This is a genomic window from Psychrilyobacter atlanticus DSM 19335 (genome assembly GCF_000426625.1).
Classification (GTDB): domain Bacteria; phylum Fusobacteriota; class Fusobacteriia; order Fusobacteriales; family Fusobacteriaceae; genus Psychrilyobacter; species Psychrilyobacter atlanticus.
In genome coordinates this window covers 2,194,372-2,220,678 of record NZ_KE384547.1, presented here as the reverse complement: position 1 = coordinate 2,220,678, position 26,307 = coordinate 2,194,372, and the positions used below count along the sequence as shown (strand labels likewise).

At 30.5% G+C, this 26,307-nt stretch carries 26 protein-coding genes and 1 tRNA gene; 13 read left to right on the top strand and 14 right to left on the bottom strand.

The features are described from left to right. The first annotated feature begins 94 nt into the window (after positions 1–94). The 6 genes from K337_RS0111065 (at position 95) to K337_RS0111040 (ending at position 6,855) form a co-directional block, all read left to right on the top strand. A complete protein-coding gene (locus K337_RS0111065) occupies positions 95–1,768 on the top strand; it encodes an alpha-glucosidase (RefSeq protein WP_028856663.1) in 1,674 nt (557 codons plus the stop codon). A 19-nt stretch (positions 1,769–1,787) separates the two neighbouring features. After that, positions 1,788–3,422 carry a PTS transporter subunit IIBC gene (locus tag K337_RS0111060; protein WP_028856662.1) on the top strand — a complete coding sequence of 545 codons (1,635 nt, stop codon included), beginning with the start codon at positions 1,788–1,790 and terminating at the stop codon, positions 3,420–3,422. A gap of 12 nt (positions 3,423–3,434) precedes the next feature. Further along, the gene (locus K337_RS0111055) at positions 3,435–4,220 is read left to right on the top strand and encodes an endonuclease/exonuclease/phosphatase family protein (protein WP_028856661.1); all 786 of its coding nucleotides are present in this window, start codon (positions 3,435–3,437) and stop codon (positions 4,218–4,220) included. 118 nt (positions 4,221–4,338) lie between these two features. Beyond that, complete coding sequence (locus K337_RS0111050) at positions 4,339–5,241, top strand: patatin-like phospholipase family protein (protein ID WP_028856660.1); 903 nt, start codon at positions 4,339–4,341, stop codon at positions 5,239–5,241. An 86-nt stretch (positions 5,242–5,327) separates the two neighbouring features. Further along, a complete protein-coding gene (locus K337_RS0111045; protein ID WP_028856659.1) occupies positions 5,328–6,014 on the top strand; it encodes an undecaprenyl pyrophosphate synthase in 687 nt (228 codons plus the stop codon). Beyond that, complete coding sequence (locus K337_RS0111040; protein WP_028856658.1) at positions 6,004–6,855, top strand: phosphatidate cytidylyltransferase; 852 nt, start codon at positions 6,004–6,006, stop codon at positions 6,853–6,855. The genes K337_RS0111045 and K337_RS0111040 overlap by 11 nt, the downstream gene beginning before the upstream one ends. Before the next feature lie 169 nt (positions 6,856–7,024). Here K337_RS0111040 and K337_RS0111035 read toward each other — a convergent pair whose 3' ends face one another. From K337_RS0111035 to K337_RS19250, 12 genes are all read right to left on the bottom strand, one after another. Further along, the gene (locus K337_RS0111035) at positions 7,025–8,164 is read right to left on the bottom strand and encodes a transposase (protein WP_084140860.1); all 1,140 of its coding nucleotides are present in this window, start codon (positions 8,162–8,164) and stop codon (positions 7,025–7,027) included. A 434-nt stretch (positions 8,165–8,598) separates the two neighbouring features. Further along, the gene (locus K337_RS0111030; RefSeq protein WP_028856656.1) at positions 8,599–9,042 is read right to left on the bottom strand and encodes a hypothetical protein; all 444 of its coding nucleotides are present in this window, start codon (positions 9,040–9,042) and stop codon (positions 8,599–8,601) included. Positions 9,043–9,093: 51 nt separating this feature from the next. Beyond that, complete coding sequence (locus K337_RS0111025) at positions 9,094–9,471, bottom strand: hypothetical protein (RefSeq protein WP_028856655.1); 378 nt, start codon at positions 9,469–9,471, stop codon at positions 9,094–9,096. Next, positions 9,461–9,628 carry a hypothetical protein gene (locus tag K337_RS19890; protein ID WP_156877360.1) on the bottom strand — a complete coding sequence of 56 codons (168 nt, stop codon included), beginning with the start codon at positions 9,626–9,628 and terminating at the stop codon, positions 9,461–9,463. Before K337_RS19890 ends, K337_RS0111025 begins: the two co-directional genes overlap by 11 nt. After that, positions 9,625–10,239 carry a hypothetical protein gene (locus K337_RS0111015; protein ID WP_028856654.1) on the bottom strand — a complete coding sequence of 205 codons (615 nt, stop codon included), beginning with the start codon at positions 10,237–10,239 and terminating at the stop codon, positions 9,625–9,627. Before K337_RS0111015 ends, K337_RS19890 begins: the two co-directional genes overlap by 4 nt. Positions 10,240–10,496: 257 nt before the next feature. Next, on the bottom strand, positions 10,497–12,386 hold the full coding sequence (locus tag K337_RS0111010; RefSeq protein ID WP_028856653.1) for a hypothetical protein: 1,890 nt from the start codon (positions 12,384–12,386) through the stop codon (positions 10,497–10,499). Between the two features lie 16 nt (positions 12,387–12,402). Continuing rightward, positions 12,403–13,386: a hypothetical protein gene (locus tag K337_RS0111005; RefSeq protein ID WP_028856652.1), complete on the bottom strand. Its 984-nt coding sequence runs from the start codon at positions 13,384–13,386 to the stop codon at positions 12,403–12,405. 47 nt (positions 13,387–13,433) lie between these two features. After that, on the bottom strand, positions 13,434–14,276 hold the full coding sequence (locus K337_RS0111000) for a hypothetical protein (RefSeq protein WP_028856651.1): 843 nt from the start codon (positions 14,274–14,276) through the stop codon (positions 13,434–13,436). A gap of 16 nt (positions 14,277–14,292) precedes the next feature. Next, entirely contained in the window at positions 14,293–14,481 is a 189-nt protein-coding gene (locus K337_RS0110995; protein WP_028856650.1) for a hypothetical protein, read from the bottom strand. A gap of 5 nt (positions 14,482–14,486) precedes the next feature. Next, positions 14,487–14,864 (bottom strand): DUF1353 domain-containing protein, encoded by a 378-nt coding sequence (locus tag K337_RS0110990; RefSeq protein ID WP_028856649.1) that lies wholly within the window; start codon positions 14,862–14,864, stop codon positions 14,487–14,489. Beyond that, a complete protein-coding gene (locus K337_RS0110985; protein ID WP_028856648.1) occupies positions 14,864–15,121 on the bottom strand; it encodes a hypothetical protein in 258 nt (85 codons plus the stop codon). Before K337_RS0110985 ends, K337_RS0110990 begins: the two co-directional genes overlap by 1 nt. Positions 15,122–15,125: 4 nt before the next feature. Further along, positions 15,126–16,394: a rolling circle replication-associated protein gene (locus K337_RS19250; protein ID WP_028856647.1), complete on the bottom strand. Its 1,269-nt coding sequence runs from the start codon at positions 16,392–16,394 to the stop codon at positions 15,126–15,128. Between the two features lie 439 nt (positions 16,395–16,833). Here K337_RS19250 and K337_RS0110975 point away from each other — a divergent pair, with 439 nt between their 5' ends. Genes K337_RS0110975 through rseP form a run of 5 tightly spaced genes read left to right on the top strand, consistent with a single transcriptional unit; the run spans position 16,834 to position 21,428 of the window. After that, positions 16,834–17,997 (top strand): 1-deoxy-D-xylulose-5-phosphate reductoisomerase, encoded by a 1,164-nt coding sequence (locus K337_RS0110975; RefSeq protein ID WP_211226090.1) that lies wholly within the window; start codon positions 16,834–16,836, stop codon positions 17,995–17,997. A gap of 48 nt (positions 17,998–18,045) precedes the next feature. Then, positions 18,046–19,086, top strand: a complete 1,041-nt coding sequence (locus tag K337_RS18335) for a metallophosphoesterase (protein ID WP_169712885.1) — start codon at positions 18,046–18,048, stop codon at positions 19,084–19,086. Further along, positions 19,079–19,735: a GDSL-type esterase/lipase family protein gene (locus tag K337_RS19245; RefSeq protein WP_051251727.1), complete on the top strand. Its 657-nt coding sequence runs from the start codon at positions 19,079–19,081 to the stop codon at positions 19,733–19,735. The genes K337_RS18335 and K337_RS19245 overlap by 8 nt, the downstream gene beginning before the upstream one ends. A 2-nt stretch (positions 19,736–19,737) precedes the next feature. Further along, entirely contained in the window at positions 19,738–20,412 is a 675-nt protein-coding gene (locus K337_RS0110960; protein ID WP_028856645.1) for a dTMP kinase, read from the top strand. Then, positions 20,409–21,428, top strand: coding sequence for an RIP metalloprotease RseP (gene rseP, locus K337_RS0110955; protein WP_028856644.1), 1,020 nt, complete (start codon positions 20,409–20,411; stop codon positions 21,426–21,428). Before K337_RS0110960 ends, rseP begins: the two co-directional genes overlap by 4 nt. A gap of 58 nt (positions 21,429–21,486) precedes the next feature. Here rseP and K337_RS0110950 read toward each other — a convergent pair. Beyond that, positions 21,487–21,563: transfer RNA gene (locus K337_RS0110950), tRNA-Arg, on the bottom strand. Between the two features lie 347 nt (positions 21,564–21,910). On the opposite strand from K337_RS0110950, the gene K337_RS0110945 reads away from it, so the two are divergent. Continuing rightward, positions 21,911–23,128 (top strand): DUF819 family protein, encoded by a 1,218-nt coding sequence (locus tag K337_RS0110945; protein ID WP_028856643.1) that lies wholly within the window; start codon positions 21,911–21,913, stop codon positions 23,126–23,128. A gap of 68 nt (positions 23,129–23,196) precedes the next feature. Here the strand turns inward: K337_RS0110945 and K337_RS0110940 are convergent, their stop codons facing one another. Then, on the bottom strand, positions 23,197–23,760 hold the full coding sequence (locus K337_RS0110940; protein WP_028856642.1) for a pentapeptide repeat-containing protein: 564 nt from the start codon (positions 23,758–23,760) through the stop codon (positions 23,197–23,199). 605 nt (positions 23,761–24,365) lie between these two features. Here K337_RS0110940 and K337_RS18325 point away from each other — a divergent pair. Then, positions 24,366–26,282 (top strand): OPT family oligopeptide transporter, encoded by a 1,917-nt coding sequence (locus K337_RS18325; RefSeq protein ID WP_051251726.1) that lies wholly within the window; start codon positions 24,366–24,368, stop codon positions 26,280–26,282. The last annotated feature ends 25 nt before the right edge of the window (positions 26,283–26,307 follow it).

Below are 26,307 nucleotides of genomic sequence, written 5' to 3'. Positions count from 1 at the left end.
AAAAAATATGATATAAATTATCTATAAAATATCTGTGGGTGGATGTTTTAATTTTTATTTATTTGCGCAAACGTTTGCGCACTTAGGAGGAACTATGGATAAAAAATGGTGGAAGGAAGCTATAGGGTACCAGGTATATCCTAGAAGTTTTAAAGATTCCAACGGAGACGGAATAGGTGATTTACAGGGACTTATTTCTAAATTAGATTATTTAAAAGACTTGGGAATAGACATTATTTGGATATGTCCTATGTATAAATCACCAAATGATGATAATGGATATGACATCAGTGATTATAAAGAGATATTAGAAGAATTTGGAACAATGGAAGACTTCGACGAACTATTGAAAGAAGTTAAAGATAGAGATATGAAACTTATTATAGACTTGGTGATAAATCATACAAGTGATGAACATCCGTGGTTTGTGGAATCGGCGTCATCAAAAGATAATCCAAAAAGAGACTGGTATATCTGGCGTGATGGTAAGGATGAAAAAGAACCAAATAACTGGGAAAGTATTTTTAGTGGTTCCGCTTGGGAGCACTCAAAAGAAAGAGAGCAATACTATCTTCATCTTTTTTCTAAAAAACAGCCTGATTTAAACTGGGAAAATAAAGAGATGAGAGAAGAAATCTACAGTATGATCAACTGGTGGTTAGAAAAAGGAATAGATGGATTCAGGGTAGACGCAATAAGTCATATAAAAAAAGAAGATGGCCTTAAAGACATGCCTAATCCGGATGGGTTAAAATATGTATCTTCTTTTGATAAACATATGAATCAAAATGGAATCCATAAATATTTAGATGAACTTAAAGAAAAAACATTTGAAAAATATGACATCGTAACTGTTGGTGAAGCAAATGGCGTTAGTTCTCACAATAGTAAAGATATCAAGGATTGGGTATGCTCAAAAGATGGGAAATTTAATATGATCTTTCAATTTGAGCATTTAGATCTATGGAACAGTTGTGGAAATAAAGCCTTTGATGTAAAAAAATATAAAAAAATATTGAGTAAATGGCAAAACACGGTAAATGACATAGGATGGAATGCATTGTATATTGAAAATCATGATATTCCTAGATCCATCTCTACACTGGGAAATGATGAAAAATATAGGGTCCAGTGTGCAAAATCATTTGCTGCAATGTATTTTTTACAAAAAGGGACACCTTTTATATATCAAGGTCAGGAGATAGGAATGACAAATATTTCTTATCCTAGTATAGATGATTATAACGACGTTAGAATCATGAATGAATACAAAGAGTTAGTTTTAGATAATAAAGCAACTGAAGAAAATATAGAAAATTTAAAAAGTTCTTCTAGGGATAATGCAAGGACACCTATGCAGTGGGATGATGGTCAAAATGCCGGATTTACTAGTGGGATTCCTTGGATAAAGATAAATGAAAATCATAGTCATATAAATGTAAAAAATGATTTAGAAGACGAAGATTCGATCTTAAACTTTTATAAGAAGATGATTGATTTGAGAAAGCATTCTAAGGAAATGTTATATGGCGATTACAAGTGTTTACTTGAATCAGATGAAAAAATCTATAGTTATACAAGGTTAGTGGATGGGAAAGGTTATATTGTGATTTGTAATTTAACCGAAACTACATGTGAGTTTAAAGAAGAAAATTACCTTTTAAATCCTGAAAATATTGTATTGAATAATTATAAAGTAGAAGATCATAAGACAACATGTGAATTATTATTGAAACCTTATGAGTGTAGAGTTTATAAGTTGAAATAAAAAACAAAAGGGGGGAAAGATGAAAAAATTTAAATTCGGTTCATTTGATTTTTGGCAGAAATTTGGAAAATGTTTAATGGTAGTTATTGCAGTAATGCCTGCAGCTGGGCTTATGATTTCACTGGGGAAATTAACGACTACATTTTTAGGAATAGATCTAATTGGAAGGGTAATGGAAGATATCGGTTGGGGAATAATTGTAAATTTACACCTGTTATTTGCAGCAGCTATTGGTGGATCTTGGGCTAAAGAAAGAGCCGGTGGAGCTTTTGCAGCGGTACTGGCATTTATTTTAACAAATAGACTTACAGGAACAATATTTGGTGTTAACGGTGGGATGATGAGTGATCCTACTGCAACTATCAGTGTATTCGGTGGGAAAGAATTATTAGTGAAAGATTTTTTTACAACAGTATTAGGAGCTCCGGCTTTAAATATGGGAGTATTTATAGGAATAATCACAGGATTCTTGGGAGCAGCTCTATACAATAGGTTTTATGACTTTGATGGATTGCCAGAACCATTGGCATTCTTTAATGGTAAAAGATTTGTTCCCTTTATGGTAATAATCGGTTCAGTTGTAATGGCATTTTTTCTATCATTTACGTGGCCGTTTATCCAATATTCTTTGAATATGTTTGGAAATTGGATTGCTACATCTAGAGATACAGCTCCAGTAATTGCACCTTTTGTCTATGGGGCATTGGAAAGAATGCTGTTACCATTTGGTCTGCATCATATGTTAACTATTCCAATGAATTATACGGAGTTAGGAGGGACATACCAAGTATTAACTGGCTCAGAAGTCGGTGCAGTAATTGCTGGTCAAGATCCTATTTGGTTAGCTTGGATTACGGATTTAAATAACTTAAAAGAACTAGGGAATATGGACGCATACAAGGAATTATTGAAATCGGTTGTTCCAGCTAGATTTAAAGCCGGACAAGTTATCTTATCATCGGCCTCACTATTGGGATTCTCATTAGCTATGTATAAAAATGTAGACAATGATAAGAAGCATAAGTATAAGATGATATTCTTTTCGGCAATATTAGCTGTATTTTTAACAGGAGTAACAGAACCGATTGAATTTATGTTTATGTTTGTAGCACCAATTTTATATGTGGCTCATGCCATATTAACTGGTTTAGCATTTGCGTTGACGGATATTATTGATTTAAGAATACAAGCCTTTGGATTCTTAGAGTTACTTACTAGAACACCTCTAATGATTCATGCTGGAATTGGAAGAGATCTAATAAATTTCGTAGTAAGCTGTATCGGATTCTTTGGATTGAATTTCTTCATTGTAAACTTCTTAATCAAAAAGTTTGACCTGCCAACACCAGGAAGAAAAGGGAACTACCTAGATGAAGAAGTAGAGGAAACTACCGATAAAAAAGCTAATAAAAATAACGATACATTGATTGAAACAATTATTGACCTTTTAGGAGGAGAATCTAACATAGCAGAGGTAGATGCCTGTATGACTAGGTTACGTGTATCTGTAAAGGATAACGCTTTAGTAAAAGAAGAATCAATGTGGAAAAAAGCAGGAGCTATTGGATTGATAGTAAAAGGAAATGGAATCCAGGCTATCTATGGTCCCAAAGCTGATAACATTAAAAATAAAATAATTGATGTTTTAAATTAATAGGGGATAAAAATGAAAATTCTTACATTAAACTGCCATTCGTGGCAGGAAGAGGATCAGCTGGAGAAGATTAAGTATCTGGCTGAGACTATATATGAAAAAAACTATGATGTCATAGCTCTTCAGGAAGTCAGCCAGCATAGGGAAAGTCAGATAATCTATGATAATATAAGGGAAGATAACTTTGCTCTCCTCCTAGTTGAAGAGATAAAGAAGTTAGGAGTAACTTATAATTTTATCTGGGATTTTTCCCACTATGGATATGATATATATGAAGAGGGGGTTGCTCTTTTGAGTAAACAGCCATTTATTAGATCTGAAAGTTTATATATTTCCCAAAGCAACAGCATAGAAAACTGGAAGAGCAGAAAAATTGTAGGGGGATCTATTGATCTGCATGATGAGAGCTATACTTTTTACAGCTGTCATACAGGATGGTGGAACGATGAAGAGGAACCTTTTAGATATCAGGGGGAAAAAATATTAGAAATTTCAAAAAATACAGATAATAAAGTATTTTTTATGGGAGATTTTAACAATGATGCAAGTGTAAGTGGAGAGGGATATGATTTTTTAATAAAAAATGGTCTGATAGATACTTTTATAACAGCTGAAATAAAAGATGACGGTTGTACTGTCCCGGGGGAGATTGCAGGGTGGGAAGATGATCTATCCAAGAAAAGATTAGATCTAATTTTATCTAGAACACCTATGAAAATATCATCGAGTAATGTTATTTTCAATGGGAAAAATAAAAAGATAGTTTCAGATCATTTTGGTGTTGAAATAATTTTATAAAAAAGAATCGAGAATTAATTCTCGATTCTTTTTTTGACACAATAAAATTTATAGTGAAATATATAGTATAAAGAAGTATATATTATAGTATAGAAAATATTTATAGGAGGTGAGAAAAATGAAGATAGGTTTAGCACTGGGAAGCGGCTCATCCCGCGGGTGGGCACATATAGGTATAATAAAGGCTCTGGCTGATCTAGGGATCGTGCCAGATATTGTGTGCGGGACTTCTATAGGTGCAGTGGTTGGGGCATCTTATCTGTCGAACAACCTTGAAAATTTAGAGGCGTGGGCATGCTCATTGACTAAATTTGAGGTGGCTAAATTTTTTGAGATAAATATGTCTTTGAATGGATTTATTGATACCCACAGACTTCATCATTTTTTAAATAAATATGTAGCATCTGATAATGCCAGCATAGAAGAATTTAGTAAACAATATGCAGCTGTAGCAACAGACTTAGAGACTGGGAAGGAAATATGGTTAACTAAAGGGTCGGTTTTAGAAGCAGTCTGGTCTTCAGTTTCATTGCCGGGATTATTTCCTGCTATAAAAACCAATGACAGGTGGCTTGTAGATGGAGGGTTGGTGAATCCTGTACCAGTATCTACATGTCGTGCTTTGGGAGCTGATATAGTGATAGCTGTGGATTTAAATGGTGACATTGTTGGAAAACACTTTAAAAAATCTCTCCCTCCTAAAAAAAGATCGGGAATGATAAGTAAGATAAATAATTTGGTCAGAGAGTATACACCTTCTATATTTGACACAGATGAAAATAATGAATCTCCTCCAAATTTATTTGATGCTATCGCCAGTTCAATTAATATAACCCAGGATAGAATTACCAAAAGCCGTATGGGAGAAGATCCGCCGGATATCCTTCTTTCTCCTAAGTTGGCTCGTATAAAACCCCTGGAGTTTTATCGGGCAAGGGAGGCCATTGATGAGGGTGTAAAGTGTGTTAAAAATAACATGAGAGACTTAAATGCTATTCTAGAAGTTATAGACAGGGAATAGTTTCCCTTAGAGTTCCAAAGTAGAAAAATAGGAAGTAATATGATAGAATATAAAGAATAGAATGTATTAAAGTTAAGGGGAGATAGATGATACCAAAACATATAGCAATTATAATGGATGGAAATGGAAGATGGGCTCAAAATAGGCACCTGCCTAGATTTGTCGGGCATCGTGAAGGTGCTAAAAGGATAAAAGCAATAATAGAGCACGCAGGGAATATAGGGATTAAATATTTGTCTGTATATGCTTTTTCTACAGAAAATTGGAAAAGACCTCAAAAAGAGGTAGATGCTCTTATGGATATCTTTCAAAAATATCTAAAGGCTGAAGCTAAAAATATGTTGAGAGATAACATAAGACTGATAGTTACAGGAAGAAAAGAAGGAGTATCTTCTAAACTTCTAAGTGCTATATCTGAGGTAGAAGAATTGACTGCAGGTAATGACGGATTGACCTTCAATATCTGTTTTAACTATGGAGGAAGATCGGAAATAATAGATGCAGTGAAAAAAATAATTGAATCGGGAGAAAAAAATATCAATGAAGAGAACTTTAAAGACTATCTTTATTCTGATATACCGGATCCTGAATTAGTTATAAGAACCAGTGGTGAATTCAGAATCTCTAATTTTTTACTTTGGCAGATAGCTTATTCAGAAATATATGTAACAGATGTATTGTGGCCGGATTTTAACGAGAAAGAATTTGACAGGGCAATAGAAAATTTTGAAAATAGAGACAGAAGATTTGGAGGAGTAAAAGATGTTAAATAGAATAATGGTGGCTTTAATATTGGTTCCTCTGACGGTGTATGTATACCTCTATGGAGACAAAAGCTTTATGGCATTTACAGTGCTTTTAACCGGGATAGGAATATATGAGATCTATCAAATGATGGAATCAAAGGGAATAGTTGTAAATAAGGTTGCAGGTATAATACTTGGAGGAGCAATACCACTGGCATTGTATTCTAGTATTTCATCGAGTAAAGATCTACTGGGGAAATTTATCGGAAATAATGTTGATATGTCTATGGGAACTATGGTTCTTATTTTGGGGATATTTATCCTGATGTTCATCAGAATATATCAAAATAAAGTAGAAGGTAGCAGCAGTTATATTGGATATACAATGTTAGGAGTACTATATGTAGGATTTTTATTTTCCCATATAGTCCCTATAAAATATATGTTGAATGGAAGTAAGTGGCTGATGACCATTCAAATAATGGTTTGGATATCGGATACATTTGCATATCTTGTAGGAGTAAAATTTGGAAGGAAAATATTTTCTCGTGGACTCTGTGAGATAAGTCCTAAAAAATCCATAGAGGGATCTTTGGGATCAATAATATTTACTGTTATAACTATGTTACTTATAAAAGGGTTTTTATTTAAAGACTTAAATATATCGGGAATTCATCTGATAATAGTTCCTATATTAGTAGCTGTGACTGGTCAAATCGGTGATTTGGCAGAATCGGTATTTAAAAGAGAATTTGGTGTAAAAGATTCAGGAAAAATATTAGGTGGACATGGGGGAATCTTGGACAGATATGATAGTTTAATCTGGGTGTTCCCGCTTATGTACTATTATATTAATTTTTTCCTATAAAAAGCAACGTGACGAATACAATATCTAAATTTAGTGTCAAAATTTAAAAGTATAGAAACCCCTTGGTTTTTCTATGCTTTTTTAATTTATTCAAAATATCAATATATACTATTACTTTTATTTATAGTTCATCAAAATACGTAGTTATCCCAGTAAAACCTAGCTTTTTTTAAATATATTGTTTTTGTTCTAAAAACATCATAATTCTCATTTTTAAGATGTTTGAATTTGTATAATTTACTGTTTTCTTTAAATAAAATTTTAGATCTGCATGAAAACTTTCAATATCCATATTTTGCATAAGATCTTTAGTACTATACCCTTTCTCTTTTAAATCATCATATACCCTCAGATAATTAAAGTTATCTTCATAATGTACATTTAACATTCCATCTATATTTTTTTTATTTACATATTTTACTTTTTTTACTTGATTTAACATTTTTTTCAAAAGATATATATCTTTTGTAGTTTTAAATTTGGAATAAAATAAACTAAATAATTTATGTTTTAATTGCATTGGAAGAGTAGACACATCAAAGATTGAATACAATCTATGCCAAATACAATTTTGATAGAGAATATGTTTTAATTGAGGAGTACTTTCTTTAATATCACGTAATGAAGTTTTTAGTGAGTTAAACATATCACTAATAATTAGTCTGGTCTTTTTCAAATTTACATTTTTAACTAGATAATATATAGCTTTTTCCCATTCTTGCTTGTTCTCATTTCCCTGGGCAATATGAAAATATAAACACTCTTTTTTTACTGCATTATTTTCTGTATAAAATCCCCATGCAAAGTATATATTATATTTAAATTTATTTTTCTTTTTACCTTTAAAAGTCGAATCTAATTTGATTAAATCATAATCTCTTTGTTTCATTTTCTCGAGGAAATCCTCATATTTTTGAATATATTCACTTAAAATTTTATCTTTCCTACATTGTGATATTTTAGAAATCCCTAACATTTTTACTATATCTTTTTCAAAGATCCTAGATGAATATAAATCTATCAAATTAGATTCAAATCCATTACTATTTCTTTTGTATTTATCAAAGATACTATAAACAAGATCCCTAGAATTTTTTCTTACTTTAGGAACTCTTATTTTTAATATCTTGGCATCACTCAATTTAAAATCCCGATCATTGAACCCATTACCTCTATTCTTTATATAAGCCTCCCTTTGCTCATATAAGAACTCTTCCCTCTCATAATACAAGATATCGTTTACAGCTCCCTCCATAGCTCTAATAGCTATATCAAACAATTGTGTTTCTAAAGTACCCATTTTAATCATCTCCTTCCCCTAATAGATATAAAAAACTTAATTTTTGTTTAATCTAATTATAAAGGTTTTATTCAATTTTAGTACTATAATCAATTTTATTTTTTTCTTATCATCTCGCCCTTACGGGACTACTATGGCAAATTTTAAGTATAATATTCTATTTTTATTGGTTTAGAACTCCATGCTTTAGAGTTTCCCCTACGGGTGTTATCCTATCGGATCTTTTCTTTAAGGCGATAATTCAAGCCCCTGTCCACTAGTCGTAAAATCATGATAAGAATATAGGGATGACTATTAAAAATCCTCATAAAGGCTTTAGGTGGAGAATAAGCACTATATCTATACAAAAACAAAAAAGTCTCTAAACTATTAAGTAAAGAGACTTTCAAGTTCTTATAAAGTTTTGACTCCAGAGTCAAAACTTATTTCTTACTAGAAATTAACTAGAAAGATTGTTTAACATCTACCTTAGAAATAGTTAATGCTTTTCCATCTTTATCCTTAAAAGCTTGAGTTTTTAAGAATGCTGCGATTGTTCCAACATTTCCTGTAATTTTAACAGCTGGAATAACTATTGCACAAGTTTCTTTAGTATCACTAAATGCTACAGTGAAAGTTTTGTTTGCTGAATCCCCTCTAGTATCATTAGGGATTACTGCATCTTCATCGTAATAAGTTCCTGCAGGACAGTTATACTTGTTAACTACTCCATCAAGTTCACTTGCTATCCCTCCAATAAATGATTCTACATCAGAAGAAGAACCTAAACCAACATGAATTCCATTACCTTGTTTCATAAACGGTGAATCTTGTAACATAAATACGATCCCTTTAGAATCCCCTCTACGTAAAGTTAGACTTGTACCTTTTCTTAATTTGAATGACATAATTTGTTACCTCCATTTTTTTGTTTTTTTTGCATATATATTAATCGCGAATTAATAACTTTTTTTATAATTCATATCCAAATCTTTTGAATAATCTTGTATATACACTAATATTTTTTCCACATCTTTTTTGTTGATTCTAGCTTTTTCCAAGTATGGAATTGTCATATTAAATCTTTCTTTGGTAATAGTTTCATATAGAACTTTTAAATTAAAATAATCATTTTTATTTATGTTTTGGTTACCAAATTTTACTTTATCTTTTAATGATAATTCAGCTACTAATTTATTTACCCTTATAATTTTAGCACCAGTATTTAAACTGTTATATGCTTGAAGAAAATCCAGTGCTTTAGCTTCACTCGCAAAACTTGCATCTCTAATACTTGTATCACCAGAGGCAAGGGAGTAAGTCAGTTTAAACAACATTTTTTTCACCTTGAATTTTTTCAAAAATTGCAAGTGGAACACTCATCAATAGTTTTTTATCTTTATCATAAAGATTGACTTTTTTATCCTTAGTTATAGAGATCTCTTCAACAAATTTTAAAAGCCCCCATATTCTAAATATCTCATTCATTGTCATATAGCTAATACCCCCTCTTTATTTTCATAGTTTCCTAACCCATTTAATAATCTATTTATACTTACAACGAGATCCGCGTTTGGATTACCTTTTAAGTTTTGAATAGTTCCATCATGACCAGTTTTTAAAGCTCCTGTACCATTTGAAAAAGCATTGGCTTCCGTTGCAGATGAACTTCTTATTTTTGTATACCGATCACTAGAACGATCTAATCTTTCCATTTCTTTATCATATGAATTTTTTAATTTATCTAATGCCCTTTTTTCTCCTACTAATGCTAAAGTTGAATCCTTTATCCCTTGTCTTTGACGATTATATTTTTCTTTTGATTTTTGTCTCAATAAATCCATACGTCCCTCAAATTTATTTTGAGATTTAAGAGCTGCTCCCATAATCCGAGCATTAGTTGCAGTTGCTGCTCCCATTCTAACTTGATTAGTAAATTGTTTCATGTATGAGCTTTCAAAATTTGGCATAGCTTTTTGCATTGCTTCATCTATACCGTCAATAACATAATCTACAGTAGTATCAACCAAGGACTCTACTAAAATATTAGACATTGCATTAGCTACTCCAACTAAAGCATATGAAACCATAATAGGAATTGCCATATAAACCTCCTTTTATAAAATTGAATTACATAAAAATATAATGTATAATTAATCGAGGTGATTAATATGTTAAGAGAAATAATCGGAACGATTTTATTTATATTTGTACCACTTTTAATTATATATATTCCATATAAAATTTATGAACATTTCTTTTTTAAACATTGTCCTTATTGTAGGGAATCTATTAATAAAAAAGCAATTAAATGTAAATATTGCCATTCAGATCTTAGAGGGAAATAACCCCTCTTTTTTCTTTACTTAATCAAATCTAAGTCACCATCAATATTTTGTACCTCTGAATTATCAAAGAATTTTATACCGACATCTTCTACTATCTGATAATCTGTTAATTCCTGTGGTAACTCTGATTTCACTATTTCTATTTTTTCTACCTCTTTTGAAACTTCATTAGGGGTTTCTTCTAAATCGGTTAAATTATTAGCGATATAAATATCTGCTTGATTTTTCCCTAAAGTCCTATGATTAATTTCATGATAAGCTTTTATTAATGGATCTTGATTACTATAATAACCTTGTTTAATTTCTACTGTTTCACCATAAGAATCTTTAAACTCTCCTTTTTTCTTTGTACTATGTTTTTGTTCCCACTCTTGAAGTTCTCTTTGGATCAAATCTTTTCTTCCATCAGGTTCAGTTACTATAGTTTCAAATCTTTTCTTTTTATACTTTGAAACCTCTTTTTCTATTCCTCTAGCGGGATCATTAACATATTCAAATCTATAAGCATCAATATTATTTTGATCAATGATTTTTAACTTTTCTTGTCTTATACTTAAAGCCCCAATCAAAGTATTCCATTCATCAGTACCTATTCCATCTATGGCAATCGTTTTTGTTTCACCATTTTCATCTGTTACCTTTAATTCAACTTGTTTTAATTTTCCTGTATCATCAGTAGTTTTTAAACCTATTTGAGAATCTTTAGGAACATTTAAATTAATCTCTTTTCCAGTAATATCTAAAGCCACTTTCTTATTTTTAACATTTAAATCTACCGATTTATTGGCTGTATTTAAAGCCACTGATTGACCATTACCATCTAGTTTTACAGATTGACCACCTGTATCAAGTCCAACCTTAGACCCCTCTGTAACTGCCAAATTGACACTGGCATTGTTTTCCATCTTCAATTCAGGATTTTGAATATATAATTTTCTACTTTCAGGGTCTATTTTTACCACTGTTGCACCTGCCTTTTCTAAGATATCGGATACATTAGGATTATAAACTTCCTCATTTTTTTCTGATCCTTCCTGTTTATTACCATCTGTTTTGATTTTAAAAGTTTCAAGAGTATAATAAAATTCATCATCTTTATTTATCCCATAGTCTAAGTTATAACCAAAACTAGGATCTAATCTTTTCTTATTTTCTAAATTCTTTACTATCCCAGAGTTAGAAAGATAATATAAAAATTTTGCTAGTTCATTTTCTGCTTTTTCTTTTTTAGTTAATTCTTTTTCAAATTCTGATATCCCATCTGATTTATCAATTAATTTTATTTCTAGCTTTTTCTTATCTACATGATGATCTAATATTAAAAATACTCTTTCGTGTCCTTTTTCTGCTATGATCTGAGGAACATTTGGATTTGTTTCAGGATCATAATCAGGGTTATGGATTGGATAAAGATCTTCACTAAAATCATTTGAAAAATTTCCTAATTGGCTTAAAGATAAATCATTCATTATATAATAAAATTTATAATTTTTTTCTAGCATTTCAACTTCAAAAGTTGTGTGTTTTTGTTGAGCTAAATCCCATAAGGGATGACTTTTAAATAACCATTTAAAGGTTTTTAAGAAATTAAATTCATCCTGTTTTGACTTTTCATCGAAAGGAATAGTATATCTTAAGTGACCGCTAGAATAATTAGGGTTGTTTGTTACTACATTTAAATGTAAATTATTAGAATCTATAAGAATAGATTTAATCTTGCTATCTACTGGAAACGGGTCTAATCCCTCATATATTTGAGGTAAACTATTAATTAATTTATCAATCATTTCATTAAATATTTCATTTCTTTTTTCATCATCAGGACTAAAAAAGTAATAATTTATAGAATAAAATAGAAGTAAATGTGAAAATGATGTTACAAGAAATAAACCTAAAAATCCCATTCTATCCCCCTTTTAACTAATTTTTTATATAAATTTCATTAAACATAATTTCAAAATCTAATTTATCAAAATTCTTTGAAATGTTTTTCCCGATACCATCAAGAGTTATAAAGATTTCATCTACAATAAAGCCTTTTTCTTTAATAATTATGCCAAGTTTACTATCTGAACCATTAAAATATTCTTTTACTTCATAATCAAAATCAAGATTTAATCTTTTCTTTTTCTCTAGTTTATCTAAGTATTTTGATTTTAGTTCTTCATACAAAAGTTGAAGATTTTCTTTTTCTTTTAACTCTGGACTATCTTCTTTAAAAAAATCACTTTTTATATTTGATAAATAATCCTTTGAATTATAGTGAACTTTTAATACTGGGTAATTAAATTTAAATAGACGTTTAAACCAATAATCATACATTGCCCCATCCTCAGTAAAAGAGTTTAAATAAAATCTAAAATATAAGTATTTTTTCATATAACTAAAATCAGAATAACCTCTTAAAAAATAATTAAAATCATTTTTTGAAATTCTATAACCTTTCCATGACCTCTTAAAAAAGTTTATATATTCCTGAGTAAGTGCGGAATACTCTTCTGAATTATATCTAGTTAAAGCACCCATAGTAGTGAATACAAACAAATACTTTTCTTCATTTGGTGCGATCACTTCAATATAATGGTTAAAAAATAAATAATAATTACCATATAAAACATCACCATTGTCATCATCATCAACAGGATTAGGCTTTACATCTGAATATTCAGTTTGTCCATAAGAAGAAACCATTGTAAAACTGTCAGAATAAGGGAATAAATAAGACATTACAGGTTTAATATAACGAGCAAATGAATAGAAACTTGTTATTCCTCTTAATTCACTTATTGTATTAACTTTTTGCATATCCATAAAAAAAACTTTCCTAAAGTGTTTATCATGCCTAAAATATGTATGATCTTGTGCAATTCTTGAATTTTCTATTATTTTTGAAACAGAAACCATAAAATCAACCTCATTTTAAGGGGGAACTTAATCCCCCATTGTATTTATTATTGTGGTGGTCTTGGTCGTCTTCCTGAATTGTTTATTCCTGCACCCTCTAAGACTCTTTCATCTCTCTCAAAAGGATCAACAGTTAACAAGATTTTACATAATGCTTTACTTATCAACTCTGCTTGAATTGGACTAAATGGAGATCCACCACCACTTCCCCCACCTGAACTTTCAACATTAATTTCTTTATTATCACCAAAATAAGTAGGATATAAAAATGGATTATTTATTTTTGGTTTAATAAAATTCAACATATCAATAGGATATCCACTTGAAAATTTTGAATCACCTACCATAAAAGCAAATTCTAAATAATTTTCATTATATCCATTTCTTTGTAAGACAGATAGATTAGTACTAAAGTCATTTCCTCCATCAAAACTTACATTTCCTTTTTTTATTTCATCAAATAAAGATTTTAATCTTATACAATATCTACCATTTCCTAGATTTAATAAAACAGTTTCATAAGTATAACTATTTAATTCTTCTGTATCTACTGATGATATTGATTTAAATCCTATAAATATATCATCAAATTCAACAGACAAATAATCAATTGGTCTACCAAGATCTTTATAAATTAGATACTCATCATAAGTCATGTACTCTTCTATATCTTTCCCATTATCCGAACCGCTTACTTTAACAATCATTATCAAATCATTGAAATATGCAGTAATACCATTAACCTGTAATGGCTCAAATTTTCCTGTAATACCTTTTTTAAAACTTAATTTTGAAAATTTTCTATCAGTTCTAAATTTACTTAGATAATAAAAAATATCTTTTGCTAAGAGTTCACCACTATATAGGCTACTATCAAATAACAATCCCATCTAATCACCCCTTTTTCTATTTTTTTAATATAAACTGAAAGACTACTAAATACACAGGAAAAAGGAAAGATATTAATATATAAATCAATATTTTTAAATCTCTATTAAATTTGTTCATTTTTCCCATTAAAAACATAGTCATTTCAAATACTGGAGGATGATCATCTTTATATTTTTTTAAAAATTCTTTTTCAAAATCATCCAAACAAGTCACCTCCCCAGTTGTTTTTTATTTTTATTCCATGCGACCCAACCAAATGATCTAAGCCCCCAATAGATAGAATATCTTTTATAGTATTTTATGCCCTGGTCTTTTAAGATCTGTAAAAGGACATTATCCCAAAATTTACGATTTGTATTTTTTGGCTGCACTCTATAACCATAGTCATGTATTACATAGCCAGTAGTTTCAAGTCCATATCTAGGAAAAATTATCCTTAAAGGTTTAGGAATAGATCCTAAATCAGTTTTTAATCCTTTTAAAATGTAAAATCTTTCTGAATCAACTATAAGTCTTACAGTTTTAATGGTTTCAAATCCTAATTTATAAGGTTTTAATTCTATTATCCCAAAGATAGAAATATTCATTATACGATTTCATAAGATACTAATTTATTACCGTTGTGAACACATTTTGTTTTATCTGAATATTGAACATCAAATTCTATGTTTAATACTGAGTTATGACCTACACCATCTTTTTTTAACTTTTTGAATTGCTCATGAGTTAATTTTACTTTTGGAGATACAAGCCCACCATTTAATAAAATTGAATAATATTCTTTTCCCTCCCATTCACTGACTTTTAGCTCCTGAACTGTTGCATTTCTTAGTAACATATCCATTTTTTTATTCCCCCTTATTTTTTATTATAAATTGTTTTATTTCATTACTTAAATCATTGATATCTAAAATATGATTAAATAGATTTTTATCTATTTCTATGAAATTACTATTATCAATATACATTAATTTATTTTCTTTATAATTTATAAAAAATTTATTTATTTTATAATGTTTTAATTTATCTATATTTTCATTTTCTTCTATGTATTCATAACTAAAGCCTAAAGTATCTAGGACACTATCCACTAGATCGCTTTTACCCCTATGGTCTACAAATTTATATAAATCTATCCATCCGAGAAATTCAGTATTGAAACTAAAATGATCTTTAAATTTATAGTTATCAAATGCCTTGTTTAATTCATGTTCAAATTCTTCATTTGAATACAAATTAATAACTTCAGGTTTAATTAATTTCCCAACTTTGAATAGTGTTTTTCTGTTAAGTTCATTTTTTAATTTTGCCATTAGCTCTTTATCTTCTCTAAGATCCATTGAGTAATCTATTTTATATAGATCATCTAATTCCTTAGATAAATAAGTTAGTGCCTTAGACAGATATGAGACTGGATTTTCAACAAAACTTATTTTTTCTTCTATTCCATCACTACTATAATCAATATATTTCTTTTTAAATTGCTTTAATACTGATATTTCAACTCTGCCACTATTAGTAGATTCTTTTTCACCAAATTTTTTAAATTTATCTCTGTCAATATATGGAAGATTAAAGGCTATAAAATGAAAATGATATCCCTCTCTTTTCTCTTTGTGAACTTCTCTTACTCCTACAGCTCTTAATTTGAAATTTTTATCAAATCTTGTCTGGACAAAATATTGAATCCTTTTAATAGTTTTATCCATTTCTAAAACTGCCACTTCATAATCTTTAATATCATTTTTAAAGGTGATAGTTATCATCTTAGGTAAACAGATCTGTCCTTTATGATCTTGATATTTTAAAACATTACATAGGTATAAATCTTTAAATTCTGCAATTTTTCTTCTTATGTTAATTGATTTATTATTTAAATATGAATATAGCTCTCCTTTTTGTAATTGTGATAGGTCTTTTTTTTCTCCACGACCTACTTTGACTTCTTCATAGATTGGAAGAGATCCCATAATATGCTTTTTTTTCCAATATTTCCCATTTTCACACTTGTAGTCATACTTTTTATCACCTGTAACTACTCCAGTATCATAATTTGAATATTGAAATACATCACCTGTTTTTTTAATTTTTCCAGTAATAACAGTAACCCCTGACATTAAATCACCCTTTTTTATTGATAAATAAGACTTTCTCTGAATTAATACGTTGTGACAAGGAAAGCCTAAAACCTCTATCGAGGTTTTAAAAAAAAGGTGGGAAATTACTATTTTCCAAACCTTTAAAAATTTTCTGCTATAAATTTATAAAAAAAATAGCAAAATTCTAATGTCAATCTCTTGACACTAAAATTCTACTATATCTTCGTGACGTTGCATCCAAACAAGCATAATTTAAGTTTTTATAATATTTTATTTATTACATAAATTTTATAATTTCTTAGATAATAAAAAAAGAGAGCGAAAGCTCCTTTTTTTTTGTATAATATAGTAATAAACTTTCATTCTTTATGAATATGAATCTCATAGGAGATATTAAAGCTAAAATGAATGGTTGAGAAAAAACGGTGTCCGTTAGGATGAGTGATAAACTAAGGGGTTGATTAAGATTAAAAATATAACAATATTAGGAAGTACAGGAAGTATTGGAACAAATGCACTGGAAGTAATTAGGAATAAAAAATCGGAATTTAATGTGGTTGCAATGAGTGCCCACTATAACCATAAATTATTGATAGAACAGATAGATGAGTTTAAACCAAGCTATGTATCTATTGGAACACAAGATGGATATGAAGAGATAACCAAAAAATATCCTGATTTAGAGGTATATTTAGGGAATGAAGGACTTAAAAAATTAGGAGCTTTAGATGAAGCGGATATAGTTCTTACAGCAGTAAGTGGAGCAGTAGGAATCGAAGCAACTATAGAATCTATTAAAAAAGAAAAAAGAATAGCTCTTGCTAATAAGGAAACTATGGTGGCAGCAGGAGATTTGATAAATAATATGTTAAAGGAGTATAATGCAGAAATAATTCCTGTAGACAGTGAACATTCAGCTATCTACCAATCTCTTTTAGGTGGTAAAAAAGAGGAGGTAAATAAGATAATTATCACAGCTAGTGGTGGAACGTTCAGAGGGAAAACACTGGAAGAACTAAAGGATGTAAGGGTAGAAGATGCTCTGAAACATCCAAATTGGTCTATGGGTAGAAAGATAACCATAGATTCATCTACCCTCTGTAATAAAGGATTAGAAGTTATAGAAGCACACCAGCTTTTTAATGTTTCTTATGATGATATAGAGGTATTGGTACACCCACAGAGTATAATTCATTCAATGGTAGAATTTAACGATATGTCTGTAATAGCTCAACTGGGAGTACCGGATATGAAGGTACCTATCCAATATGCTTTTACCTATCCAGATAGAGCATCTAACAAGGTTTTAGAAAGTTTAAATTTTAAAACACTCTCTAATCTTACTTTTGATGAGGTAGATAACGATGTATTTAAAGGTGTAGAGTATGCGTATTTTGCAGGAAGGACAGGAAAATCCATGCCGGCGGTCTACAATGCAGCCAATGAGATAGCTGTAGATCAATTTATAAATGGGAATATTAAATTTTTAGAGATCTATAAAGTTATAAAAAATACTATGGATAATCATGAGGTACATTCAGTAGATACCTTGGAAGCGGTTATAAAAGCTGATGCCTGGGCAAGAGAAGAAGCTACAAGAATAATAAAAACTTATCAATAGGAAAAATCAAATTGAAAACTTTATAGATCGAAACAGGGGAGGAATATGTTGAAGTTAATTGTATATTATCTGCCTATGCCCTTTGTTATATATCTATTATATTTATTGTCAGGTACTTACTTGGCAGGAGGGTTATTTTTTCTAGGTTCTTTTTTATTTTTAATAAATGTCACCGAGATAAAGAGTGAAAACTTAAGGAAAAAATTAAAGATCGTTGTAGCTAACTATTTATTTTTATATAAAACGCTATGTTTTATAACTATTTTAGCCATTGGTTTAGAGGTTTTAGGATGGGAAAGGGTAATTAGGACACCTATATTTCTTTTGTTCAGCCTTATATTCTATATTTTATTGATGTGGAGAGGGTACCAAAATTATATTAAAATAAATATAAAGGAATATACGGTGGAACTATCTGACTATGACACTGAATTAAACCTGGTGTTTTTATCGGATATTCACCTAAGCGAATTAAGGCCTATAAGTTATGTGGAAGAAATAGTTGAAAAAGTGAATAGGTTATCTCCTGATTGTGTATTGGTCGGAGGAGATACCATAGAATCCCATATGGAATATTTAGAAGATAGAGGATTTGATAAGATATTAAGAAAGATAAAAACTGAATACGGAGTTTATGGGATTTTAGGAAATCATGAGTATACAGGTTATTTGGATAAAAATATAGAGTATTTAGGCAGATGTGGAATCAAAATTTTGAGGGATGAATCGGTTGTAATAAAAAAATTAGAATTTATTTTTAGAGATGATGAGACCAATCATTCGAGAAAAAAAATAAATGAAATTTATAATACCACTTATCCAAAGGTTGTAGTGGATCACCGGCCAAAACTTGAGGAAGCACTCAGTGAAAATATAGCATTACAACTTTCCGGCCATACCCATGGAGGGCAGTTTTTCCCTGTAAATTTAGGGTATATGCTCAAATACAAGGTTGTCTACGGATATAAAAAAATAAAAAATATGGCAGTAATAGTATCTTCTGGAGTAGGAACAGGATTTTTTGCCTATAGAACCTGGAGTAAATCTGAAATAGTAAAGATAATCATTAGGGGGAAAGCTCATGAATAAGGTTATAATAACTTTAGTAGTGGTGGTTTTCATCCATATGGGTTATAATTTTTTTAATAAGGATTTAGGAGATAAAAATTTGACTAAAGAAAGTATTTTGATATGTTATGGGGATAGTTTAACTGCTGGGTATGGGGCTCCTACAGGGGGAAGTTACCCGGATTATTTACAGTCTAAACTCGAATTAAAGGTGATCAACAAGGGGATAAACGGGGATACGACAGTGTCTGCACTACAAAGGTTTGAAACTGATGTTTTAGATTATAATCCAGATGTGGTTATAGTGGAATTAGGAGCAAATGATCTGATTCAAGGATTAGACACGTCTGAAACAAAAAGGAACTTAAACTATATTGTAGATGAACTCCTAAAAAGAAATATAAGAGTTTATGTAGTAAAATTTTATGGTAATCAGTTAATTTTTAATATCTTAAAAAATGGTTCTAAAAATGAATTTGATAAAATTTTTGAAGAGTTAGAAGATAAAGAAGGGGTGTATCTTATAGAAGATATATGGAAAGGCGTATGGAACAAACATATGTACGACAATATCCATCCCGATGAAACAGGGTATAAAAAGATGGGAGAAATTTATCTAGAGGAATTGAGACCTATCTTAGAAAAAAATAGATTGATTATAGGAGAGTAAAAATGGGAAAATTAATAGTAATAGAAGGAACTGATTCTAGCGGGAAACAGACTCAAGCAGAATTATTGTATGAAAAATATAAAAAAATGGGAAAGAAGGTTATGAAAGTTACCTTTCCAAATTATGAAAGTCCATCATCAGCACCTGTAAAGATGTATTTAAATGGTGAATTCGGAGAGAATGTAGGAGAGGTGAATACCTATGCTGTATCTACTATGTTTGCAGTGGATAGATATGCATCTTTTAAAACTACTTGGGAGGAGTTCTACAACGATGGAGGAATAATCATCTCAGACAGATACACAACTTCCAATATGGTTCATCAGGCATCAAAGATGGATGACAAGGTGGAAAAAGATGGATATTTAGAGTGGCTGGCTGAGTTGGAATATGAAAAGATGGGAATACCAAAACCAGATATGGTAGTATTTTTAAATATGCCTACTGAGATGGCGTATAAATTGATGGAAAAGAGAAAAAATAAGATTACAGGGGAAGATAAGAAAGATATTCATGAAAATGACCGTGAATATATGCAGAAATCCCACGACAATGCTTGCTATATAGCAAATAAATATTCGTGGAAGGAAATAATGTGTGTAAAAGGCGGAGAATTAAAAACTATAGATGAGATTGGCAATGAAGTTTTGAGAGTTTGTGAGGAGTTGTCTAGATGAATATAATAATAACGATACTTATACTTGGAATTATAATAATGGTTCATGAATTGGGGCATTTTCTGACGGCTAAATATTTTAAGATGCCGGTGGAGGAGTTTTCTCTGGGAATGGGACCTGTTTTATTTTCCCACGAAGGACTGCATACGAGATATTGTCTGAGAGCTATACCTATTGGAGGATTTGTAAATATCAAGGGGATGGAGGTAGAATCTGTAGTAAAGGACGGATTCAACACTAAATCTCCATTTCAAAGATTTGTAGTTTTGGTTGCAGGTGTAGTGATGAACTTTATATTGGCTTACATTATAGTCTTTGGAAGTTTACTTTATAACGGAAAGGCAGTTCAAAATGAAAAACCTGTAATTGGAAATATGGTAGAAACTTCTAAGTCCTTTGGAAATTTAAAAACAGGGGATGAGATCCTGGAGATAGATGGAAATAGGATAGACAGATGGGAAGATATAAGTCGTGTAAACGGTGAGATAGAAAGCAGCAGTATGGAATTTCTTATAAAAAGAGATGGAGAGATCATAAAAAAAGAAGTTGAACTTACTTTTGATGAGCAAAGAAATGATTATTATATCGGTATATTACCAGAATATAGTATCGAAAAATATGGATTTATAGATGCTGTATCCGAATCCGGGACTGCTTATAAAAACTTATTTACAATGATCTTAAAAGGATTTAAGCAGCTTGTCACAGGGCAGGTAAGTGCTAAGGAAATATCTGGGCCTGTTGGTATAGTTAAGATTGTAGGAGATGCCAGTCAAGGTGGGGTTGGAATCTTATTTTGGTTAACGGCATTACTCTCAATAAACATAGGGTTCTTTAATCTACTTCCATTTCCTGCTCTAGATGGTGGAAGGATAATATTTGTCCTTTTAGAAGTGATAGGTATAAAGGTCAATAAGAGGTTTGAGGAAAAGTTTCATATGGTGGGAATGATCATATTATTTGGACTTATTATTCTGATAACATTTAACGATGTATTGAATATATTTAATAGATAAAAATAAAAAAAGAAGGTGAAATTCTTAAATTTCATCTTCTTTTTAATTTTATTAAGAATGGTGACCCTGACGCGATTCGAACGCATGGCCTACTCCTTAGGAGGGAGCCGCTCTATCCATCTGAGCTACAGAGTCATCTCATAGATTATATAATATTTTTTCAAAAAAAGAAATATAGTTTTTATTTTTTTTTGATTATTAGTAAAAAAAGTATAAAAAAAATTAGTTTTTTTGAGAAAACCTTTAATTATTTTCTAAGAAAACTGTATTCGTTGATAACTACATACGTTATAAAAAGTAGTTAAAAAATGATACTTTTGCTTTTTTTATTTAAGAGAATTACAAAAAACTTTGAATTCTTATAAAATTGTGCTAAAATATATTGGAAACAAAACGTATTCTTCGTTTTTTGTACAGTTTGTGTACAGGTGAAGAGACGTTAAAAAACAGTTAAAAACAGTTAAAAATAGGAGGATATTCAAATGATAACAAGTGTATTTAGTTATTTTTCGTTATTGATATTATTCATAACGGCAGTATTGTATTGTGAAAAAACATTAAAGTTAAAATTATTCAAGGTTATACCGGGATTAACATTTATTTATTTTGGTGGAATGATAGGTGCAACAATGCACATTTGGGAATTAACACCACAATTATCGAGCTTTATCGGGCAATTAAAATATTTTTTATTACCAATGATGTTATTTTTATTACTATTAAAAAATGATATTAGAGATGTATTTAAATTAGGACCAAAATTAATGGGTTCATTTTTAGCAGTAACAGCTAGTATCATAATTGGATTTATAATTGTATTCGTTGCATTAAAATCAAGATTTGATACAGATGCATGGCAAACATTCTCAATCTTATCTTCTTCATGGGTTGGAGGGTCAACAAACATGGCCGCTGCTCAAGCAGGATTAGGAGTAAAAGATGGTTCGCAAGCACTGACATATGCATTCTTAATGGATAATATCTGTGCATCATTCTGGTTAGTATTACTTATCAGTTTGGCTCCAATGAGAGAGAAGTTTAATAAATTTTCTGGTGCAAACAGTGATGAAGTAGATAAAATCATAAGTCATATTCATGCTACAGCAGCTAAAAATGAAGACAAGAGAGACTATGAATTTATGGACTTTATGTTAACATTAGGATTAGGTCTTGGAGTAGCAGGAATAGTATTAGTTCTTGGAAAACAAGTAGTTAACCCAGGTGGATTAACTGATGCGAACTTCTTATCTGGTCTTAGAGGATTCTTTAGTGGATCTGGATGGGTAGTAATCTTAGCTACAATCTTTGGTATCTTAGGAAGTATGACACCGTTAAAGAGAATCAAAGGAACTGACCATGTAGGTAGTGTACTTTTATATGTAGTAGTAGGATTAATAGCAACAGCAACAGACTTCTCTACTATTGATATGGGTCAAGCAGCTATCTATATAGTAGCAGGAGTATTAGTATTATTATTCCATTTAGTGGTATTATTAGTATTAGCAAAAGTATTCAAGTTAGATCTTTATATCTGTGGTATAGCTTCTCAAGCTAACGTAGGTGGATCTGTATCAGCTCCAATATTAGCAGGAACATATGATGAAGCATTAATTCCAGCAGGGCTTATGATGGGAATATTTGGATCGGCAATAGGAACGGTAACAGCTCTTATGTTAGCGAAACTATTAATGACATTATAAAATTAGATAATAAAAATAGGAGAGTCCGTTGGACTCTCCTATTTTTATTATCTTAAAAACGTTACCTCTTACACTATCTTAATATCGAAATCTCTGACTAATCCGATTAGGTCAGGGAGGGAAAATTTGGCTCCTTTAATACGATTTGTCATAGGATTGATCCTATAATTGGTAGCATCTTTAAAGTCAGCCCTTTCTAAGTTGCACCTGTCAAAGGATGAATTCTTTAAATTGGAGTTGTTGAAAGAAGCCTGACTCAGATTAGTTTCAAAAAATAGACACTCTTTTAGAGTTGAATTTAAAAAATTTGCTTTATTCAGATCTAATTTACTGAGATCGCAATATTTTAAATAGGAATCAGTAAATGAGACTTCAACTATAAATTTATTGATGTGGCTTAAGTTGATACTGATAAGTTCGGAATTTTCAAAATTAAGATCTATAAATTTGGCATCTCGGAAGGTAGAAGAAGTTAACTGGCAGGATTTAAAGGTACAATTTTCCAGTATAGTTCCATTAAAACTTATTTTATTAAAAGTTATTTCTTTAAAAACACAGTTTAAAAATTCACTATTTTCAAAAACCAACAGATCGATATCTTCTTTGGTAAAGATCATATCTTCGTAATACATATATCACTTCCTTTAATATAGTTTGAATATTGTGTATATAACTATTTTTTAATTAATTTATTGTATAGAAATTATATCATTTCCTTTAAATTTTATCTATTTCCTTGCTTTGAAATTTTTTTTAATGGCAAATTCTATATTATTTTTGAGGGGTAAATTATAGCAGTTGTTTATTGAAAGAGGAATTTTCATACAAAGACCATATATTTCCATAAATTAAATTTAATTTCATAAAAAAATTAAAGGAATTTATGGAAAATTAAGAATATTCGAAAGAAGAGAAAAAAATATAGTTAGGTGAATAATTAAAATCGTATAGTCTGTTTCACAGGGAGTTATCCGCCTGATAAGGAGTTTTATTTCATTTTTCTGTAATAAAAGTTATTTAAGTGATTATTTTCTTAAGTAAAACATTACTATTTTAAACTTAATTTAAGAAATTTAGGAATTTTTTGTATTTTTAAATAAAACAAAGTGCAGTTTATGTCATAGATAAACGAACTTTCGTGTCAAAATATAGGTTCTTGACTTAAAACCGAAAGAAGGTTATCATTATTGTACAATATAGTGAAAATTAACTTTATTGAAATTTAAGGAGGAAAGAAATGAACGAGAAAAAACATCAATTTAAACCTTTTGTATCTATGGATACAGCGATGTCTGAGACTACAGCAGTTTCTATAGGATTAGGAATCTTATTCGCAGTAATATTTGCAGCATCAAATGTATATTTAGGATTAAAGACTGGATTAACAATTGCAGCAGCAATTCCAGCTTCAATATTAGGAACAGGAATATTAAAAGCAGTATTTAGAAAGGATTCTATATTAGAAGCTAACTTAGTGGCTTCAGTAGCAGCAGTAGGAGAATCTATCGCAGGTGGAATTATCTTTACATTACCGGCTATTATTATATGGGGACATGACTTAAGCATGGTTTCTATAGCTATCATAACTATATTAGGTGGATTAATCGGAACTTTATTTGTTATTCCATTTAGAGAGTACTTAATCGTAGAGGAACATGGAGTATTAATGTTCCCTGAATCAGTAGCAGCTTATGAGATCTTAGTAAATGCCAACAAAGGTGGAGAAGGATTTAAAACTGTATTGAAAGGTTTAGGAATGGGTGGAGCTTTCAAATTCCTATCTGGTGGATTAGGACTTTGGTCAGAAGGACCAGTTTGGGCTATTACAAAGTTAGGAACAGCTTTTGGATTTAATGCAGTAGCATCTTTATTAGGTGTAGGATTTATCGTAGGAACTGGAGTAGCTATCTTAATGTTCTCTGGAGCATTATTAGCATGGTTTGGTTTCATACCGTTAATTAAATTCATAGGATCAGGAGCTACAACTCCTATATTCCCAGCAACTCAATTAATATCAGAAATGTCAGCTATAGCTATCTGGTCTAACTATATTAGATATATAGGAGCAGGAGCAGTAGCAACAGGTGGATTTATCTCACTAGCTAAATCAGCACCAGCAATCATCAGCTCTTTCAAAGAAGCTATGAAAGGTTTAAAAGCAGAAAAAACTGCTCATAAAATAGAAAGACAACACATCGATACTCCACTAACATTTGTTGGAGCAGGAGCTATCGCAGTATTCTTAATAGTATGGTTATTACCATTATCAACAGGAATACCTAAAGTAGGATTTATCGTATCATTCTTAGTAATATTCTTCTCATTCTTCTTCGGTGTAGTATCTGCAAGAATGACAGGAATCATGGGTGCATCAAATAACCCTGTATCTGGAATGACTATCGCTTCATTATTAGTAATCGCATCAGTTATCAAAGCAACTGGTGTAAACCCTGAATTAGGAAAAATCATGGCTATTATAGCTGCCGGTGTAGTTTGTGTATCTATTTCAACTTCTGGTGGAGTAGCACAAAGTTTAAAACATACATACTTAATAGGTGGAACACCAAAGAAAATCGAATGGTCAATGTTTGCTGGATTAGTAGTAGCAGCATTTGCAGCTGGTGGAGTAGTACTTATGTTACATAAAGCTTTTGGACTAGGATCAGTAGACGTTCCTGCACCTCAAGCTGGATTAATGAGAATGTTATCTGAAGGTGTTATGACAGGAGAGATCCCTTGGACATTGGTTATCATCGGTGTAGTTATCGGTATAGTTATTAACTTCTTAGGTTTATCTATCTTACCTATCGCTTTAGGATTATACTTACCAATTCAATTATCAGCTGCTATCTTAACTGGAGCATTGGTAAGAGAAGTTGTTGAGATGAAATTTAAGAAAAACAAAACAGAGCAAAAAGGAAGAATAGAGAAAGGTATCTTATTATCTTCTGGATTAGTTGCTGGAGATGCTTTAATTGGGATATTATTAGCAGTATTTATCACTTTAGGAAAAGACTTATCAGCATTCGGTGCCAAATTTGGAGCTATCACTACAAATTCTACTGTAGGGTTTGTAATCTTTGCGGCATTAGCTATTTGGATCTATGCTCAAGTAGTTTCTGGAAAAGCTTCGGATGAACAATTACCTGAATAAGAAAATTAATAAGTTACACTTAGAA